Raw genomic sequence first — 17,142 nt, 5'->3', positions numbered from 1 at the left:
CTGCGGTTTTCCGTTAATCAATCATCATTAATTTCAAGCACGGACATAAAAGCTTCCTGAGGGACTTCTACAGACCCTACCATCTTCATACGTTTTTTACCTTCCTTCTGTTTCTCAAGGAGCTTACGTTTTCTGGAAACATCCCCGCCGTAACACTTGGAAAGTACGTTTTTCTTCATGGCTTTGATAGTGGACCTGGCAACGATCTTATTACCGATAGCTGCCTGAACAGGAACTTCAAACTGCTGTCTCGGTATGAGATCTTTCAGCTTCTCCGTAATCTGCTTGCCGCGCTCGAAAGCGAAATCTTTATGGACAATGAACGAAAGAGCGTCAATCGTATCACCGTTCAGAAGAATTTCCATTTTCACGAGATCGGACGTACGGTTACCTATGAACTCATAATCGAAAGAAGCATATCCTCGAGTCTGTGATTTCAGCGTATCGAAAAAGTCATAAACGATTTCGGATAATGGGATATCATAGATGATGTTCACGCGATTGTCATCAAGGTATTTCATGTCCACAAAATTACCGCGTTTTCTCTGGCAAAGTTCCATAACAGGGCCGACATACTCATTCGGCACCATTACGGTCGCCTTCACATAAGGTTCCTGAACTTCTTCAAGTTTCTGGTTGTCAGGCATCATGGAAGGATTATCTACCTGTTTTTCTGTGCCATCCGTCAGGATAACGTTGTAAATAACGCTTGGAGCCGTAGTTATCAGGTCGATACTGAATTCCCGTTCAATCCGTTCCTGAATGATTTCCATATGCAACATACCGAGAAACCCTGTACGGAAACCGAAACCGAGAGCCTGCGACGTTTCGGCTTCGAACTGTAGGGAGGAATCATTTAGTTGAAGTCGCTCCAAAGCATCTCTCAGGTCGTTATAGTTGTTGGAATCAACCGGAAACATTCCGCAATAGACCATAGGGTTCATACGTTTATATCCCGGCAATGGTTCAGCAGCAGGATTTTTGACAAGGGTGATGGTGTCCCCGACCTGGGAATCACCGATATTTTTGATGGAAGCTGTAAGGTAACCGACATCACCCACTATCAATTCTTTGACCGGCGTAGGCTCAGGGCGGAAGACACCGATTTCCGTTACTTCAAATTCCTTCCCTTTTGCCATCATCCGGATTTTGTCACCTACGCGGATGGAACCTTCCCGTATACATGTATAAGCAATGACTCCTTTGTGAGAGTCATACAGAGAGTCGAAGATCAGCCCTTTTGTAGGGTTCTCTTTTGCTCCGGCGGGAGCCGGGATATCTGTTACTATCCGTTCTAGTATTTCATCGATGCCGACTCCATCTTTGGCGGAAGCGAGAATGGCTTCCGAAGCATCGATACCGATAACGTCTTCGATTTCCTGTTTTATTCTGTCCGGATCAGCGCCTGGAAGGTCAATCTTGTTGATGACAGGAATAATCTCCAGTTCGTTCTCAAGAGCGAGGTACACGTTTGCGAGCGTCTGGGCTTCAATTCCCTGTACAGCATCAACGACTAAAATCGCTCCTTCACAGGCAGCCAGGCTCCGGGACACCTCGTATGTAAAATCCACGTGACCCGGTGTATCTATAAGGTGAAATAAATAATCTTCCTCCGCTGCAGAGGTGTAATTCAACTGAACTGCGTTCAGCTTGATGGTTATACCTCTCTCACGTTCAAGATCCATTCCGTCAAGAAACTGCTCTTTCATTTCTCTCTGGGTCAACGCCTTCGTTTTTTCCAATATACGGTCGGCGAGCGTAGACTTTCCGTGGTCAATGTGGGCGATAATTGAAAAATTACGCACATTCCCCTTTTTAATTTGCGTTGTCACATATATCACTCCTAGTAAAATCGCGCATACAACTAGGTTGATTATAGCAACTGAACAGGAATTATTCAATTACATCCCTTCATCTGTATCAACCTTTTCAGCTGCGTTCCCTGCGCGGTGTCGATACAAAGCGGAGCTCACCCTTCCCGCACGCCCCTCCCTTTACCGTCATTTTTAAAGATTGAGGAACGAATATCATTGAAATAACAGCTCTGCTTTGATACAATATCCCTTGTTCGAATGCAATTATGCTACTGTTTTTACCTAGGAGGTGAAAGAATGGCTAACCTTAAACAATCCAAAAAACGCGTAATCGTTAACGAAGAAGCTCGTCAACTGAACGCAGCTTTCAAATCAGATATGCGTACTGCGATTAAACGCGTAGAAAAACTGGCGCAAAGCAATGACCAAAACGCAGAAGAAGCTCTTGACGGGGCAATTAAGAAGATTGATAAAGCCGTTAAACGTGGAGCAATTCATGAAAATAACGGTAACCGTAAAAAATCCCGCTTGACGAAGCTTGTTCAGAACGCGTAATAGGTTTTCTTTTATGACCAGCAAACGATCCGTGAGCGGGTCGTTTTTTCATCCCGTGAATAAATGAACATAACAAAGGCGCACCTCCTCGTTACGGAGTAAGTGCGCCTTTGTTATGTTCGGCTATAATATCGTAAAGCATCATCTCAAACGCCAGTTCCTTCTCCATCTGCCCGGTTTTCATATACTCATCTGTCCTTGCGAGGGTAAGAAGAATGTGGTCCAGTTTTTCCTGAGTGAAGTTCTTTTCCCTCTGACCTGCCAGCTTCAAAACGTAGGGGTGAGCTTTAATGTAACTTTTCATATGGTTTTCCGTGTACCCTTTCTGCTTCAGAATCTTCACCTGGGCGATCATTCTGAACTGGGAGGCCAGCAGAGCGACGAGAGCAATGGGTTCTTCATTCATCCTCAGCAGTTCTTTATAAATGGATACGGCTTTGCCTAAATCTTTATTAATAACAGCATCCACGAGCTTCAGGCCGGAAGTGTCAAGAGAAGATGATAGAAGCTCCTCGGCAATATCCGTGGAAATGTAGTTATTGTCTGCATAAAGGCCGAGTTTTTCAAGCTCACTTCTCATAACCATAAGGTTGGTGCCGGCAGATTGTATAACCAGTTCTTTCACCCCGGACGCCAGGTCAAGATTCAGTTCCACAGCTAATTTGTCCACCCACTCTTCCATATTCCATTCCTTGATGGCCGAAAAGGATTTCACTTCCGCTTTTTTCTTCAGTTCTTTCATCACTTTTTTCCGCTCGTCCACTTTTTCATAGGGAGCAATAAGCACGAGAGTTGTGTAAGGTGCAGGATCGTTTATGTACGTCAGCAACCGGTTTATATCATGCTCCACTTCCGACTTTGGAGGCTTGGCAAGTAAAAATACAGGGTTTTCTGCGACGATAAGTTTACGATCTCCGAGAAAAGGCAGAGTTTCAGCGTCCGCCACTACCTCTTCTACAGGAGTATCTTCAAGATTAAACGTACTGTAATTGAATTCTCTTTCCTCTTTTGTCGTTTCTGCTCTTACAATCTTTTCTTTTTCCTGCTCGATCAGGTATCTTTCTTCTCCGTATAACACGTAGATTTTCCCCATTGTATAACCTCGCTCACTTTTAAACGTACTGACTTCGTGTCAGTTTCATCACTATCATTTTAAAAAGGAATTCTTCTCCTGTCAAAAACCCTCCGGAAGGCGGCGGGACCATTTTATACAAAGAAGTTTACATATACAATGGTAGTCCCTTACAATGATAATATATTTTCATCTGGATTTTTTTCTATAATTCTTTTATACTTAATGAAGATATAGGAGGGTGAGTCATGAACCAATTTGAAAAAGAAATTCAAACAAAAACAAATGACGTCATCGATTCGGGACTCGGATTTGTTTTTTCATTCGTTTTCTTCTTTATCATTTTCTTTATCGGAACGGCTTTTTCCGTATTAGGATCATAGTCGTGCAAAGACTGCTTCGGCAGTCTTTTTTTATGGAGAAAGAAAGCCCGTAACCGTCGCAATGTTGCTATCCGTAAAAGTGACAGTTACAGCACCATGCCTGTCCGTTCTCCACACTTCGACTTCCGCCTTTTCCAGTGTACGAAGCACTTCGGGATGAGGATGACCATATCTGTTGTTACGCCCGGCCGAGATAATTCCGATACCGGGTTCAAAAGTATCGAGGAATAGTTCCGAGGTAGAAGTTTTACTGCCGTGGTGAGCCACTTTCAGAATCGCGACTGGAAGCGGTCCATGAGCCTCCTGTACCGTTTTCTCCACCCCTGCCGAAATGTCTCCCGTAAATAGCCATCCTTTTCCGCCGAGGGCAGTATGAAGAACCAGTGAATTATCATTTTTATCCAGGTGATCCTTTCCTGGGGACAGTACACGGAATTCGTACCCCTCTATTCCGTAAGTATCTCCGGCGGAGAGTTCCGTCTTTTTGAATTTGTAGTCCCCCTCATCATAAGGGGAGACGAAAAGACGGCCGACATCGATATCTTCAAGCAAACCGGCGAAACTGCCGTTGTGATCAGTATCATTATGAGTGATGAACACTGCATCCACTTTCCTTATCCCACGGGAGTTGAGAAAAGGCACAAGAATATTTTCCGCTATTTTATCCCGATTCTCCTGGAAGTGAGGGGGACCCGCCGCATCCACTATAATTACACCTCTTCTGTGAGGAAGTTCAATAACTGCACTGTCCCCCTGACCGACATCCAGAAAAGTCACTTTCCCTTCCCCATTAATGTAAGGGAGAGAACTGTGAACAATAAGAACCAGAGACAGTAGTGCCCCGTAACAGAACGCTGCCCTGTTTTCTCCTTTCACAATATGATCCATCATTACATAAAAGCATAAATAGTACGGAAGAAACCAGGAGAGAGGGAACTCCCCTGTCACCCACTGTACGTTCATTCCTTCTCCCAGATAAAGAACTGTATCAATAAATATGACGTGTATTCCGCCCAGCATTTCCGTGAACGCTTCATATACGAATTCCGGAAGGCTGAAGAATGCCAGAAACAAAAGGAAAATGGAAGGAATGAAAAAGAGGGTGAAATAAGGAACGAGCAGTAAATTGATCAGGGAAGATAAAGGGGAAAATTCATAAAAGTAGTAAAGCTGGAGAGGCAGGAGCGCTAACTGGGATATCAGCGCGACCCGTAAGGAAAGAACCCACGCCCGCGTGTCCCGTCCAAGAAAATCGGCGGAGAGCAGCAGACTGAATGTTACAGCGAACGAAAACTGAAACCCTGCGTTGTAAAGCAGTGAAGGATTGATGAAAAGGAGTATAAAAGCGGCTGCCGACAATATATCAGTCATGGAAGGCTTCAATTTCAAATACCACATTATCGCCATAAAACATGCCATCAGGGAAGCACGGAGTACGGAAGGCTGTGAGCCTGCCACGAAAGCAAAAATCGGGAGCACCGACAGAATCAGTATTTTCACCTGTGATAACGTCATAACCCCGCTTCGGTAGAAAAGAACGTATATCAGGCCGCACAATAACCCCACATGTAAACCGGATATAGCAAGGATATGAGAAGCACCCCATTCACGGAACGCCTGGAGAGTCTCTTCCCTGATTTCTGTCTGTTCCCCGAAAACGAGAGCTTTCATCCAGGGCCACAGGATGGTTGAAGTCTTCCCTGCCAACTCGTCCATAACCATTTCTCTTCGTTCATAAAACTCACCGAGCAGACTCGATCCGTCACACGTAATTTCAGCAGTATGTTCGACCTCTACCTGCCCCCCGTAGCCGCGCTTTTGCATAAAACCGGAGTAATCGAATTCACCGGGATTGGACGCTGCAGGGAACGATTCGATTTCTCCCTGCACCCTGCATTCAGCACCTGCTTTGAATTCATCAAAGAAAAAGGAGCTACCCTCTCCGACAAAGTGAGTAATGTCCAGAATCACCCCTTCGTCTGTCTTCAGTGAAAAAGATTCTGCACTCCCGTTATATTTGGGGGGAGAAAGGATTTTTCCCGTGTAGGGACTTCCTGTATCTTCAATCGTCTCGGCAGATAAACTGTATACGAGTACACCGGAAAAGAAAGCTGCGAGCATCACCGGGAACAAAATTCCGGACCGTATAAAGAAGAGCATCCATACCAGAAAAAATGGGAGGATCACCCACGATGGCGAAAACTGGATCAACGAGGCGCCTAGTAAAAAACAGAGAAGGGGAAAATGCCATTTCCCCTTCACAGATTGGAACTTATCCGTTCATTCGTAAGGTTATCAACTTTCCTGCGGAACTCTTCGTACTCTGGATCGTCTCTTTCCTTCAGCCGTTCCAGCATTTCATCCATAAGCCGGGTCTCTTCCTCAGAATCTCTTATGGCTACTGTCGACGGTACTTCTTCTGTATGTACGCCTGCGTGCTGAAGCAGTTCTACGGCATAAGGGTGGTTTTTATAATCCCCCCCATAATACACCGCTCTGATGCCCGACTGGATGATAGCTTTTGTACAATGCACACATGGGAAATGACTTACATATATCTCTGCACCTTCTGTGGCTACTCCGAATTTGGAACACTGAAGCAGTGCGTTCATTTCTGCATGGATCGTTCTGATGCAGTGACCGTCCACAACGTAGCACCCTTCATCTGTACAATGAACACCTCCGGTGACACTTCCGTTATAACCTCCGGCGATCATTCTCTTTTCTCTTACTATCACTGCACCGACGGAAAGGCGTTCACACGTACTTCTCGACTTGAGTAAATGAGCCTGGGCCATGAAATATTGGTCCCATGCAATTCTAGCCATTGCTCTCACATCCTTTTTGAAAAAAGTTTAAATACTTCCACCTGATCCGTCAAATCTTTTCAGGGGATCAAAATATATTCCTCCATATTTTCAAGAGTTTTCTCACCTATCCCCCTGACTTCCAAAAGTTCTTCAGTCTTCCTGAACATTCCATTTTCTTCTCTGTAGGCTACAATCGCTTCTGCCTTAGAAGGTCCTATACCATTGATGGTCGTTATTTCATCCACTGTGGCGTAATTAATTTTCACTTTGTCGCCTTGCTCCGAAACGGCCAAGCCAGCGCCGCCCTCCGTCCCGGTAACAACTGTTACAAGAATCACCATTTCGTCCTCAAGTTTCTGAGCGAGATTTACGCTCGCCTCGTCCGCCTGATCGGTAAATCCTCCGGCCATCTCCACAGCGTCATACACCCTCATCCCGGGCCTCCCTTCATAGATGCCCGGGGCGTTGACTTCCCCTTTAACATCGACGATCAGATCACCTTCCGCAGCTTCTGTTTCATCATCGCCCGCCGGCTCCGCCTCTGTGATTAAGGGGTTTTCTTTCTGCTCTAGTACTTCCTCTCTGCTGCCGGTCGTAAAATTGAACAATAGGCTGATAACGATAATAAGTACGATACCCGCCGGCCAATATCTTTTTATGAAAGTCATATTCGATCCTCCATATACGGGAGGAGAAAGTGGACTTCGGAAACGAAAAGGAAGAGGATAAACAGGGGTAATTGATTATGATGTGTTATTTGAGGGGGATGGTGTCAGTAAGTAAATATTCGACATTTATTCTCATATTCCTCTTTTACCTTCCGTCAAATTTTACACGCCTATGAAAAAAAGATGTGAAGTTATCACACCTTCTTACATACAAAAAATATTCGATCACCGTCTTCTGATTCATCCAGGGAAAAGTCGCTGTAAACACCCGAAATTTCAAAGCCGGCATCCGATAGCGCTTTACGAATATAGTCCGGTTGGTATATGCGCTGATGATGCACTTCATCAAAACGACGGTAGACCCCCTCATGTTCTATGAAAAATGTAAGGTCATGGGTCATCACGTCGTTCTCTTCATCACAAAACCATATATAACTGAGGTCATCATAAACTTCTGCAAAGGTCTGACCCGACATATGTTTATGCGCATGAGAAGGCGAGTGGATATCGAAGATGAACACTCCTCCTTCTTCGAGTGCCTCATAAGCATTCAGAAACATCGATTCGAGCCCTCTCTCTTCTGTGATGTAATTGACTACATCACAGAAGCTAATGACGGCCCCGTATTCCCGCAGCCCTTCAAGGTTTGCAATATCCTGCTGCACCCAACGGATGGAGGAGTTGCGTTTAGAAGAAGCTATCGCAAGCATCTCTTCCGACATGTCGACGCCGGTCATCTTAAAACCTTCCTCTTCCAGCCGATGAGTGATTTCACCAGTACCGCATCCGAGTTCAAGTACATATTCAGCGCGGACCTCTTCTTTTGATAAAATGTTCAGAAAAAAAGCTTTCCACTCATCATATGGAGCATCCTCCATCAGCCGGTCGTAAACGACGGCTAACTGCCCGTAACTCATGAACTCGCTATTCCTTCAAGTGACATTGTTTCGGCATCTCCCCATAGTTTTTCGAGATTGTAATGGTCGCGTTCGTCTTTGTGGAAGATGTGGCATACAACATCTTCAAGGTCTACAAGAATCCATCTTCCTGTCTTTTCCCCTTCTACGCGCTTTACTTCAATCCCATTTTTATCCGCCTGATCTTTCACTTCCTTGGCAATAGCCTGCACCTGTCTTTCATTGGAACCGTCGCAGATCAGGAAATAATCAGTGATCAGAGAAATCCCTTCCATATTCAGAGCAACTATATCGTTGGCCCTTTTATCGTCGCAGGCCTGAGCCGCTATTTTCACAAGTTCTTTACTATCCATAATGTTCCTCCTGTTTTCGTTGTAGTTCGTTATAAGCATGAAACGTATCCGGGTAGACGGTCTGCTTCTTCTTCATCAGAAAACCGATCGTATTCGTAAGGGCAGCGAGACAGGCCCGGTCCAGGCTCTCCTCGGCGATCTCCCTTACATCCTCCACTCCCGGAAAAGCACGTGCAGGTTCTATATAGTCGGCCAGGAAAATAATTTTATCATACAGGGACATATGAGCTTTCCCTGTCGTATGAGAAGCGATGGCCGTACGTACCTCCGGCTGCAAAGGGCCCCATTCCTTCTCAAGCATTTTCACAGCTACCGGTCCGTGCCAGAGAACCGGAGAATAATCCAGAAGATCTTTAGGCAGCCCCACACTTCCGGAAATCCAGCGGGCCATTTCCTCTTTCGGCCTGAACTTGGCATAATCGTGAAGCATACCCGCTTCCTCAATTTTATCACTGTCTCCGCCGAACCTGCCACTCAGCTGATGCGCAGTATCCGTCACCCGTATGGTGTGTCGGAACCGTTCTTCTGTTAAATGGGGGCGGACAAACTCTTTCAGCACTTCTCTATTCGTGTTCATACAGACCCTTCCTTTTGATATAAAAGTAAACCGGCTCAGGTACCATATAGCGGATGGTCAAATTTCTCTCCATCCTTTCCCTTATTTCACTGGAAGATATAGACAGAGGAGGAATTTCCACCTTCGATACAGGATAATCAGTTCCGAATGAGTAACCGGGACGGTTCACTCCGACAAACGAAACCTCCTCCATAAGTTCTTCAATATGGTACCAGCTCCCGAGAGACTCGACCATGTCTCCGCCTATGATGAAAAAAAACTTTTTATCCGGATACCGTTCTTTCAACTCACGTACCGTTTTCAAAGTGTAGGATTTATCCCCCCTCAGGAGTTCCAGATCACAGACTTTGAACTTGTCATTTTGGCTGATGCTCTTCCTGACCATCTCCATACGATCCCTGCCGCTGACGGAAGCTTTCTCTTTGTGGGGAGGGAGGTGAGAGGGGATAAACCATATCTCCTCCAGCTTCCAAGCTTCCCGAACAGCCTCTGCAAGAATCATGTGGCCGATGTGAAGAGGATCGAACGTACCTCCAAACAAACCTATTTTCTCCATTTAAGTACGCTCCTTCTAAGGAAGCTCGATTTCTTTATTTTCTTCCGATTCTCTGTAGAGTATGATCGTTCCCCCGATCACTTGTACAATTTCAGCATCTGTATCCTGCGCTATTTCTTCTGCAGCAACAGATGGTTCTTCCATCGAGTTCTGAAGTATACTGACTTTAATCAGTTCTCTTTTCTCCAGTGCTTCATCTATCTGAACGACCAGGTTACTGTTCAGACCGCCTTTTCCAATTTGGAATATAGGCTGTATATTATGGGATAATTTCCTTAAGTGTTTCTTTTGTTTACTTGTGAGCATGATATCATCCTTCCAGTTTCGATTCCATTTCTGTTATTAAAGAAGCGGGCAGCACTTCTTCGTTCGTCCAAAGGGCAAATGAGTAAGCAGCCTGATAAAGCAGCATCAGATGCCCGTAATGAACTCTCGCTCCTTTTCTTTTTGCTTCCAGCAAAAATCGGGTCTCAAGCGGCCTGTACACTATATCACTGAACAAAGCATTTTCTTTCACTTTCTTTACGTCAATCGGAATTTCTTCCGCCTTCGGTGCCATTCCCACTGAAGTGGTCTGGATCACCCAATCGTATTCATCCAGAGCAAGAGCAGCTTCGTTCAGTGTTAAAAAACGGCCCCGAACAGCTTCCGGGAGATCCGAAAGCAGCTCTTCGGCCCTGGAGGGAGTGCGATTCGTAACATCGATTTTAAGCGATAAACCACTTAAAGAAAAAGCGATTCCCCGGGCGGCACCTCCACTTCCAATGATGAGCACCCTTTCGGCAGAGGAAATAATGTCAGGGTATACAGCACGGACTGATTCGAGATAGCCGTCCCCGTCAGTGTTGTAACCCCTCCACTTTCCATTTTGCACCACCACTGTATTGACGGCTCCCAAACGAGAAGCCCTGTCATCAATGCTGTCCAGAAACGGAATGATTTCCCTTTTGAAAGGAACTGTTACATTAAAGCCGTTCATTTCCCTGTCTTTCAACGTGCTGATTTCTTCGGGGAAATTCTCCGGCTTAATCTCCATTAACTGATATTCACCCTTCAGTTCTGTCTGCTCCAGGAAATTGCTGTGAAGCCACGGGGATAAAGAGTGTCCGAGCGGTGATCCGATCAATCCTAATTGTAACATGTAAGACCTCCCTCTTTTTAAATTAGTGATTCGCGGAGGGAAATTTTCACTCCCTCAGGTGCATGGATGTGGACAGTGACTTCTCCCTCGGGAATCATGATCCAGCCGAGCCCGGATATGACTACATCGTGTTTTCCTTCAGGAATTCTGAAAGTCTGCCGCTTCCACTGAGGCAGTTTTGATAATGAGTTCTCATCCGGAGGCACGAGCATTTCCCCGATCCTGTTTTCGGTGATATGTCCGGCTTTTTCCATTTTCGTACGATGAATCGGTATACGGTTAGAAAGATAGCATACAAAGGAAGAGTGCTCCCCTTTAACGAAATCCATACGTGCCAGGCCACCGAAAAAGAGAGTCTGCTCCTCGTTCAGCTGATAGATTTTCGCTTTAATTTCTTTTTGGGGAGTGATGAGTTTGAGATCCTCATCCGAAACGTAATGTGCCAGCTGATGACGTTGAATTACACCAGGTGTGTCATATAGAGAGCTGTGATCATCCAGCGGGATGTCGATGAATCCCAGTGTAGTTCCCGGAAAGTAAGATGTAGTAATGGCATCCTTGATTCCTGTCGACCGGTTGATGAGCTCATTGATAAGCGTGGACTTCCCGACGTTCGTCGTGCCCACGACAAATACATCCTTACGACTTCGTTTCTGTTCAATCGCTTTGGCAAGTTCGTCGATCCCCTGGTTCGTGGAAGCGGAGATAAGATGCACGTCTTCCACAAGCAGTCCTGCTTCCTTCGCTTCCCGTCTCAGCCATTTCTCAACTTTATTGAGATTCACCGATTTCGGAAGTAAATCCATTTTATTCGCCGCAAGTACGACAGGGTTGTTCCCCGTCAGACGATTCAAACCGGGAATCAGACTCCCATTAAAATCGAATATATCTATAAGCTGTACAACCAGGCTGTCTGTATCGTTAATTTGCTGCAGCATTTCCAGGAAATCGTCATCGTCGTAATCAACATCCTGTACTTCGTTGTAGTGTTTCAGACGAAAACACCGCTTGCAGATCACCGTTTCTCTTTCAAGTGCTGACTTCGGAGCGTAACCCGCTGCCGATTCATCTTCCGTCTGGATTTCCGCGCCGCACCCTGCGCATATCAATTTGTCCATATTTGCACCTCCCATGTTATATTTTCCCTTTATGCTCGAGATTCTTCATAATGACTTTTTCTATTCTTCTGTTTATCTTCGTCCAGAACCCGTCACTGTCTACGATAGGAGTAACGAGCACTGTATAATATCCGGCCAGATTCCCGCCAAGTACATCTGTCAAAAGCTGATCACCTACTACGATGATTTCTTCTTTCTTTAACCCCATATCTTTCCTTGCTTTCTGAAAAGCCCGAGCCAGTGGTTTTCTGGCACTATGGATAAAAGATTTATCCAGAGGTTCGGAAAAAAGTTTGACGCGGTTTTCATTGTTATTGGAAGTGATTACTATCTCAATTCCAGCGTCTCCCATCCTTTTGAACCACTCTATTATTTCCTCCGGAGCGTTCGGCTCATCCCAGGCGACGAGCGTATTGTCCAGATCCGTAATGATACCTTTCACGTTTTCTTTTTCAAGATCTTCCGGAGTTATCTCCAGAATGTTGTTCGCATGCCTGTCAGGAATAAATATATTAAACACCTGCTTCTCACTCCCCGTTCCGTATATATACCCTTTCAATCATATACAAAATTCTTCCGGGGTTCAAAGTCATTCTTTTCATGAATAACTGTTCCACTTACCCGGACGGTCATACTGTCAGATCATTCGCCACCGTATCTGACGGTAACTATCATATATTAACCTATTTTATTAAATTACACTTCAGATAACTACCCCATTGTACCTCACATGTAACCCGATAGTAACCTCCCTGTTGAATCAGCAGCTGATTTCCTCCGTCATTCATTAAGGTTTGCAACTCTTCCATGTATAATTACACGCTCTCACCCTTAAGGAAACTGCATCTTTGCAGAACTCGGAAGAAATTTTATCAGGCCGGAATCATCTGTCTCTTCCTATTTAATATTTAAACAGAAAGGTGCATTTATCTGCAGTACAGGAAGAAAGATTAGTTGAATAATAACTGTGTTTTTGATTACAATTGAGAAGACATTCTAAAAGGACGAGAGATTGAGGGAGGCACCTTTAGATGATACTACCCGTATTATTACCGTTTATCATTGCTATTTTTATCCCTTTCCTGAGTAAATGGAAAGAAAAGTTTCATACAGGCATAGTGGTTACAATTGTACCGCTTATAATATTCATTTATTTTGCCAGTTTCTTTGCAGGAGGCTTCAGTGCTGTAACTAAAACCTACAACTGGGTCCCCTCCCTAAATATGAATCTGGTTTTTCATCTGGATGGCTTAAGCCTTCTGTTTGTTCTACTTATTTCAGGCATAGGTACACTGGTAGCTCTGTACTCCATTTACTACCTACATACGACAGAAAAACTCGGGAACTTCTACGTTTACTTTCTGATCTTCATGGGATCCATGCTTGGGTTGGTGCTGTCCGATAACGTATATGCACTGTACAGCTTCTGGGAATTCACTTCCCTGTCTTCATTTCTTCTCATCGGGTTCTGGAATCATAAACATGCATCCAGATACGGCGCGCTGAAGTCGATGCTTATTACGGTATTCGGCGGACTCAGCCTTCTGGGTGCACTTGTTTTTATGCACTCCATAACCGGAACTACGAGTATCCAGCAGATGCTGGCTGACAGTGAAGCTATTTTAAATAGTGAGTTTTTCCCGTTAATCCTTATACTTCTATTATTGGGAGCATTTACGAAATCGGCACAGTTTCCTTTTCACATCTGGTTACCGGACGCTATGGAAGCTCCGACGCCGGTCAGTGCATATCTGCATTCGGCTACCATGGTAAAAGCAGGACTGTTTCTCGTAGCCCGCTTTTCACCTATGCTGTCTTCTTCCGAATGGTTTTTCATCATCGTCTCCAGCTTCGGAATCCTCACTTTGTGCTGGGGTTCCTATATGGCTGTAAGACAGACAGATTTGAAAGGGATTCTGGCTTTCTCTACCATCAGTCAGCTTGGTATGATTATGGCTATGTTAGGATTTGGTACGAAGGCCGCTGTATTTGCAGCCATGTTCCACATTTTAAACCATGCTACTTTTAAAGGAAGTCTGTTTATGGTGGCGGGGATTGTCGATCATGAAACCGGAACACGGGATATCCGCAAGCTGGGCGGTCTGATGAATTACTTACCGATGACCGCGACTCTGGCTATGTTCGGCGTTTTTTCGATGGCAGGCTTCCCGCTTCCGTTTCTAAACGGATTCTACAGTAAAGAAATGTTCTTTTTATCATCGCTGGATCTGAGCGGGCAGGGAGACTTTGCATCGATAGTCGCAAGCCTCGTTCCTTATCTGGCGGTTTTTGGAAGTATTTTTACATTCGTATATTCCATGTACTTTTTCTTCGGAACGTTCCGGGGACGGGCGAACCTTGGAAAACTGCCGAAAAAACCGCATGAAGCACCTGTAGGGATGCTTATTTCTCCTGCTATTCTGGTGCTGCTCGTAGTGATTATCGGACTATTCCCGTCTTTCATCAATGAACCTTTCATCAGTCATGCGGCTACGGCCGTTTACGGGGCCGATGCTTCCAAGGATATATACTTCTGGCACGGCTTCAACCTTCCGTTAATCATGTCTTTGACGGTGGTAGCTTTCGGAACGATACTGGCGTTGACCATCCCGCGGTGGAGTTCCGTCTATAGCTATGTTCCGGGCGTACTGAGTCTGAATAAGGCATATGATTTCACAGTCGATAAGTCCGTATCCTTCTCGTCGAAATTGACGAGAGGCTACATGAACGGATCGCTTGCCCTTTATATGAAACTTATACTCGGAGCTATTATATTAGTGAGTTTCGCGTTTTTCTTCCTTACAGACGGGTTTGCGATAGATACGTCACAACTTGCATCAGTTACCACAATTGAACTTATCGTAGCAGTCACTATGGCAATTGCTGCTTTAGGAACAATATTTACGAACAATCGAATTGCGGCCATTTTGATACTCGGTGTGGTCGGTTACGGGCTTTCCATGCTGTTCATTATTTACCGGGCCCCTGACCTTGCTCTTACACAACTGATTATTGAAACAGTTACAGTAGCCCTGTTCCTGCTGGTGTTCTACCATCTTCCTTCCCTGAATAGCAGGGGGGAATCCAAACCTGCCAAAATATCCAACTGGATCATTTCCATAGGATTCGGACTTCTCGTAACCACTGTGGCCATTTCTTCCCACAGCAGTAAATGGTTTGATTCGATTTCCAGTTACTTCGTTGAAAATTCCTATAAACTCGGAGGCGGAGATAATATAGTGAACGTCATCCTGGTGGACATGCGTGGACTGGATACTATTTTCGAAATTACCGTCCTCGGCCTTGCAGCCATGGCTATTTACAGCCTGATTAAAATCAAGAATAAGAAGGAGGAATAAGAATGGAAATAGTGATGTCCGTCCTCGCCGGTCTTCTGTTTATGACCGGCGTGTACAACCTCCTCCAAAAACAACTGCTGAGAATCGTTATAGGAACAGCACTCATTTCACACGGGGCTCACCTCACCATCCTTACCATGGGTAAATTGAAAGATGGGGCTGCACCTATTCTGACCGACGGAGTGGAAAATTACACCGACCCTCTTCCACAGGCACTGATTCTTACTTCTATCGTTATCAGTTTCGGTGTCACCAGCCTCCTGCTGGTATTAGCTTATCGGGCATCCAAAATAAACCACACGGACAATATGGAAAAACTGAGAGGTAACGACTATGAGTAATTTAGCTATACTGCCTATACTGCTGCCGTTTCTGGCAGGGGTACTGGTAGCTTTCTTTCATAAAAATCTGATAGCATCAAGAATTTTTTCAATCATAGCCACTGTTATCCATCTGGCGCTCACTATTTTCATCTTTATGAGTGTCCAGGAATCGGGTACTTATGTGCTTGAAGTCGGAGGGTGGGAAGCGCCTTTCGGTATTGTGATAGTAGCTGACCCTCTGTCTGCTCTACTGACTATGACTACAGCAGTGGTAGCAACGGCGGCTGTCATCTATGCACCTAAATCACTTTCCAGGATCCAGGAGGAATTTTATTTTTACAGCTTTTTCTTCCTGCTGATTGCAGGGGTGAACGGTGCTTTCCTTACCGGGGACCTTTTCAACCTGTTCGTGTTCTTTGAAGTACTGCTCATGGCTTCCTACGGGCTCATCGTTCTCGGGAACGGAAAAGCACAGCTGAGGGAATCGCTGAAGTATATTTTAATTAACCTTTTCTCCTCCATGCTTTTTGTAACCACTATATCGTTCCTTTATTCCGTTATCGGTACAGTGAACATGGCCCAGGCGGCCGAAAGAGTGGGCGAGGTCGAACAGCAGGGTGTGCTTACCGTAATAGGTATATTGCTGTTTTTCGTTTTTGCTACAAAAGCAGCTGTTTTCCCTCTCTATTACTGGCTCCCTTCTTCCTATACCGTGCCTAATGCTGTCGTATCCGCTTTGTTTGGAGCGCTTTTGACCAAAGTAGGGGTATACTCCATCCTTCGTACGTTTACGCTCATCTTCAACTACGAAGTCGATTTAACGCATACCCTCTTCATATACCTGGCGATGTTTACAATGATATTCGGGGTGATAGGCGCTTTATCAACGAACAACGTAAAACTGATCATAGCTTATAACGTTATTCCGGCTGTCGGTTTTATGCTTATGGGAATCGGTATTTTCACGGAGACGTCCATTGCAGGTTCCATTTACTATCTGGTACACGACATGATCATCAAAGCCGTTTTATTCCTTCTTATCGGTGCTGTCACTTATGCTGCCGGCACTTCCGATCTGAAAAAAATGGGAGGGCTGATCCACCACTATCCGGTGCTCGGCTGGATGTTCTTTCTTTCTACTCTGGTTCTGGCCGGAATTCCGCCCTTCAGCGGTTTCATAGGAAAGCTGCTGCTGCTCCAGGGAGGTTTGAATCAGGAAGAGATCCTCATCGTAATCGTAGCGCTCATATCCAGTCTTGGAATTCTGTTTTCCATGATCCGAATATTCATTGGAGGATTCTGGGGAGAAGCTGATATAATGGATTTACCGAAACAGAAACCTTCTCTGGCCGCCATGACGTGGCCGGTCGGCATCCTGCTCAGCCTTTCCATCCTTCTCGGTGTCGGTGCAGAAATGTTTTACCCTGCCGTATCCTCCATCGCCGAGTATGTAATGGACCCTGAATTATACATTGAATCTGTTCTTAAGGAGTAAA

The 17,142-nt window shown here is 45.2% G+C and carries 18 protein-coding genes; 5 read left to right on the top strand and 13 right to left on the bottom strand.

Annotated elements, in window-relative coordinates; genetic code table 11:
• Positions 1 to 17: 17 nt before the first annotated feature.
• Entirely contained in the window at positions 18 to 1,832 is a 1,815-nt protein-coding gene (gene lepA, locus BW931_RS03070; protein ID WP_076569864.1) for a translation elongation factor 4, read from the bottom strand.
• Between the two features lie 279 nt (positions 1,833 to 2,111).
• Here lepA and rpsT point away from each other — a divergent pair, with 279 nt between their 5' ends.
• Positions 2,112 to 2,369, top strand: coding sequence for a 30S ribosomal protein S20 (rpsT, locus tag BW931_RS03065; RefSeq protein ID WP_076569862.1), 258 nt, complete (start codon positions 2,112 to 2,114; stop codon positions 2,367 to 2,369).
• Between the two features lie 91 nt (positions 2,370 to 2,460).
• On the opposite strand, the gene holA is transcribed toward rpsT, so the two are convergent.
• Complete coding sequence (holA, locus tag BW931_RS03060) at positions 2,461 to 3,462, bottom strand: DNA polymerase III subunit delta (protein ID WP_076569861.1); 1,002 nt, start codon at positions 3,460 to 3,462, stop codon at positions 2,461 to 2,463.
• A gap of 227 nt (positions 3,463 to 3,689) precedes the next feature.
• Here holA and BW931_RS03055 point away from each other — a divergent pair, with 227 nt between their 5' ends.
• Positions 3,690 to 3,824 (top strand): YqzM family protein, encoded by a 135-nt coding sequence (locus BW931_RS03055; protein WP_008588751.1) that lies wholly within the window; start codon positions 3,690 to 3,692, stop codon positions 3,822 to 3,824.
• Between the two features lie 30 nt (positions 3,825 to 3,854).
• Here the strand turns inward: BW931_RS03055 and BW931_RS03050 are convergent, their stop codons facing one another.
• The 11 genes from BW931_RS03050 to BW931_RS03000 form a co-directional block, all read right to left on the bottom strand.
• Entirely contained in the window at positions 3,855 to 6,011 is a 2,157-nt protein-coding gene (locus BW931_RS03050; protein ID WP_268794158.1) for a DNA internalization-related competence protein ComEC/Rec2, read from the bottom strand.
• A 71-nt stretch (positions 6,012 to 6,082) separates the two neighbouring features.
• Positions 6,083 to 6,652, bottom strand: coding sequence for a ComE operon protein 2 (locus BW931_RS03045; RefSeq protein ID WP_008588747.1), 570 nt, complete (start codon positions 6,650 to 6,652; stop codon positions 6,083 to 6,085).
• 59 nt (positions 6,653 to 6,711) lie between these two features.
• Positions 6,712 to 7,302: a helix-hairpin-helix domain-containing protein gene (locus tag BW931_RS03040; protein WP_008588745.1), complete on the bottom strand. Its 591-nt coding sequence runs from the start codon at positions 7,300 to 7,302 to the stop codon at positions 6,712 to 6,714.
• Between the two features lie 194 nt (positions 7,303 to 7,496).
• Complete coding sequence (locus BW931_RS03035) at positions 7,497 to 8,219, bottom strand: class I SAM-dependent DNA methyltransferase (protein ID WP_076569857.1); 723 nt, start codon at positions 8,217 to 8,219, stop codon at positions 7,497 to 7,499.
• Entirely contained in the window at positions 8,216 to 8,572 is a 357-nt protein-coding gene (rsfS, locus tag BW931_RS03030; protein WP_008588740.1) for a ribosome silencing factor, read from the bottom strand. The genes BW931_RS03035 and rsfS overlap by 4 nt, the downstream gene beginning before the upstream one ends.
• Positions 8,565 to 9,149 (bottom strand): bis(5'-nucleosyl)-tetraphosphatase (symmetrical) YqeK, encoded by a 585-nt coding sequence (yqeK, locus tag BW931_RS03025; protein WP_076569856.1) that lies wholly within the window; start codon positions 9,147 to 9,149, stop codon positions 8,565 to 8,567. The genes rsfS and yqeK overlap by 8 nt, the downstream gene beginning before the upstream one ends.
• Positions 9,136 to 9,705 carry a nicotinate-nucleotide adenylyltransferase gene (locus BW931_RS03020; RefSeq protein WP_076569854.1) on the bottom strand — a complete coding sequence of 190 codons (570 nt, stop codon included), beginning with the start codon at positions 9,703 to 9,705 and terminating at the stop codon, positions 9,136 to 9,138. Before BW931_RS03020 ends, yqeK begins: the two co-directional genes overlap by 14 nt.
• 15 nt (positions 9,706 to 9,720) lie before the next feature.
• Entirely contained in the window at positions 9,721 to 10,011 is a 291-nt protein-coding gene (yhbY, locus tag BW931_RS03015) for a ribosome assembly RNA-binding protein YhbY (RefSeq protein ID WP_008588734.1), read from the bottom strand.
• Between the two features lie 4 nt (positions 10,012 to 10,015).
• Positions 10,016 to 10,846 carry a shikimate dehydrogenase gene (gene aroE / locus BW931_RS03010; protein ID WP_008588732.1) on the bottom strand — a complete coding sequence of 277 codons (831 nt, stop codon included), beginning with the start codon at positions 10,844 to 10,846 and terminating at the stop codon, positions 10,016 to 10,018.
• Positions 10,847 to 10,863: 17 nt separating this feature from the next.
• On the bottom strand, positions 10,864 to 11,964 hold the full coding sequence (gene yqeH, locus BW931_RS03005; RefSeq protein WP_076570202.1) for a ribosome biogenesis GTPase YqeH: 1,101 nt from the start codon (positions 11,962 to 11,964) through the stop codon (positions 10,864 to 10,866).
• A 16-nt stretch (positions 11,965 to 11,980) separates the two neighbouring features.
• Positions 11,981 to 12,484, bottom strand: a complete 504-nt coding sequence (locus BW931_RS03000) for a YqeG family HAD IIIA-type phosphatase (RefSeq protein ID WP_008588728.1) — start codon at positions 12,482 to 12,484, stop codon at positions 11,981 to 11,983.
• Between the two features lie 511 nt (positions 12,485 to 12,995).
• On the opposite strand from BW931_RS03000, the gene mbhE reads away from it, so the two are divergent.
• Genes mbhE through BW931_RS02985 form a run of 3 tightly spaced genes read left to right on the top strand, consistent with a single transcriptional unit; the run spans position 12,996 to position 17,141 of the window.
• Positions 12,996 to 15,323 (top strand): hydrogen gas-evolving membrane-bound hydrogenase subunit E, encoded by a 2,328-nt coding sequence (mbhE, locus tag BW931_RS02995; RefSeq protein ID WP_008588726.1) that lies wholly within the window; start codon positions 12,996 to 12,998, stop codon positions 15,321 to 15,323.
• A gap of 2 nt (positions 15,324 to 15,325) precedes the next feature.
• Positions 15,326 to 15,664 (top strand): Na(+)/H(+) antiporter subunit C, encoded by a 339-nt coding sequence (locus BW931_RS02990; protein ID WP_008588723.1) that lies wholly within the window; start codon positions 15,326 to 15,328, stop codon positions 15,662 to 15,664.
• A complete protein-coding gene (locus BW931_RS02985; RefSeq protein WP_008588722.1) occupies positions 15,657 to 17,141 on the top strand; it encodes a Na+/H+ antiporter subunit D in 1,485 nt (494 codons plus the stop codon). The genes BW931_RS02990 and BW931_RS02985 overlap by 8 nt, the downstream gene beginning before the upstream one ends.
• The last annotated feature ends 1 nt before the right edge of the window (position 17,142 follow it).

This window comes from Salimicrobium salexigens, assembly GCF_900156705.1.
In the GTDB taxonomy this organism is placed as follows: Bacteria; Bacillota; Bacilli; order Bacillales; family Halobacillaceae; genus Salimicrobium; species Salimicrobium album.
The sequence above is the reverse complement of the archived record's forward strand: the minus strand, read 5'-3'. Positions and strand labels throughout refer to the sequence as shown.

Excerpts from the sequence above, each read along its gene's own strand:
- aroE (WP_008588732.1), bottom strand. The coding sequence starts at position 10,846 with ATGTTACAATTAGGATTGATCGGATCACCGCTCGGACACTCTTTATCC.
- rsfS (WP_008588740.1), bottom strand. The coding sequence starts at position 8,572 with ATGGATAGTAAAGAACTTGTGAAAATAGCGGCTCAGGCCTGCGACGAT.
- BW931_RS03045 (WP_008588747.1), bottom strand. The coding sequence starts at position 6,652 with ATGGCTAGAATTGCATGGGACCAATATTTCATGGCCCAGGCTCATTTA.
- yqeK (WP_076569856.1), bottom strand. The coding sequence starts at position 9,149 with ATGAACACGAATAGAGAAGTGCTGAAAGAGTTTGTCCGCCCCCATTTA.
- holA (WP_076569861.1), bottom strand. The coding sequence starts at position 3,462 with ATGGGGAAAATCTACGTGTTATACGGAGAAGAAAGATACCTGATCGAG.
- BW931_RS03040 (WP_008588745.1), bottom strand. The coding sequence starts at position 7,302 with ATGACTTTCATAAAAAGATATTGGCCGGCGGGTATCGTACTTATTATC.
- BW931_RS03055 (WP_008588751.1), top strand. The coding sequence starts at position 3,690 with ATGAACCAATTTGAAAAAGAAATTCAAACAAAAACAAATGACGTCATC.
- BW931_RS03020 (WP_076569854.1), bottom strand. The coding sequence starts at position 9,705 with ATGGAGAAAATAGGTTTGTTTGGAGGTACGTTCGATCCTCTTCACATC.
- rpsT (WP_076569862.1), top strand. The coding sequence starts at position 2,112 with ATGGCTAACCTTAAACAATCCAAAAAACGCGTAATCGTTAACGAAGAA.
- BW931_RS03035 (WP_076569857.1), bottom strand. The coding sequence starts at position 8,219 with ATGAGTTACGGGCAGTTAGCCGTCGTTTACGACCGGCTGATGGAGGAT.
- BW931_RS02985 (WP_008588722.1), top strand. The coding sequence starts at position 15,657 with ATGAGTAATTTAGCTATACTGCCTATACTGCTGCCGTTTCTGGCAGGG.
- yqeH (WP_076570202.1), bottom strand. The coding sequence starts at position 11,964 with ATGGACAAATTGATATGCGCAGGGTGCGGCGCGGAAATCCAGACGGAA.
- mbhE (WP_008588726.1), top strand. The coding sequence starts at position 12,996 with ATGATACTACCCGTATTATTACCGTTTATCATTGCTATTTTTATCCCT.
- BW931_RS02990 (WP_008588723.1), top strand. The coding sequence starts at position 15,326 with ATGGAAATAGTGATGTCCGTCCTCGCCGGTCTTCTGTTTATGACCGGC.
- yhbY (WP_008588734.1), bottom strand. The coding sequence starts at position 10,011 with ATGCTCACAAGTAAACAAAAGAAACACTTAAGGAAATTATCCCATAAT.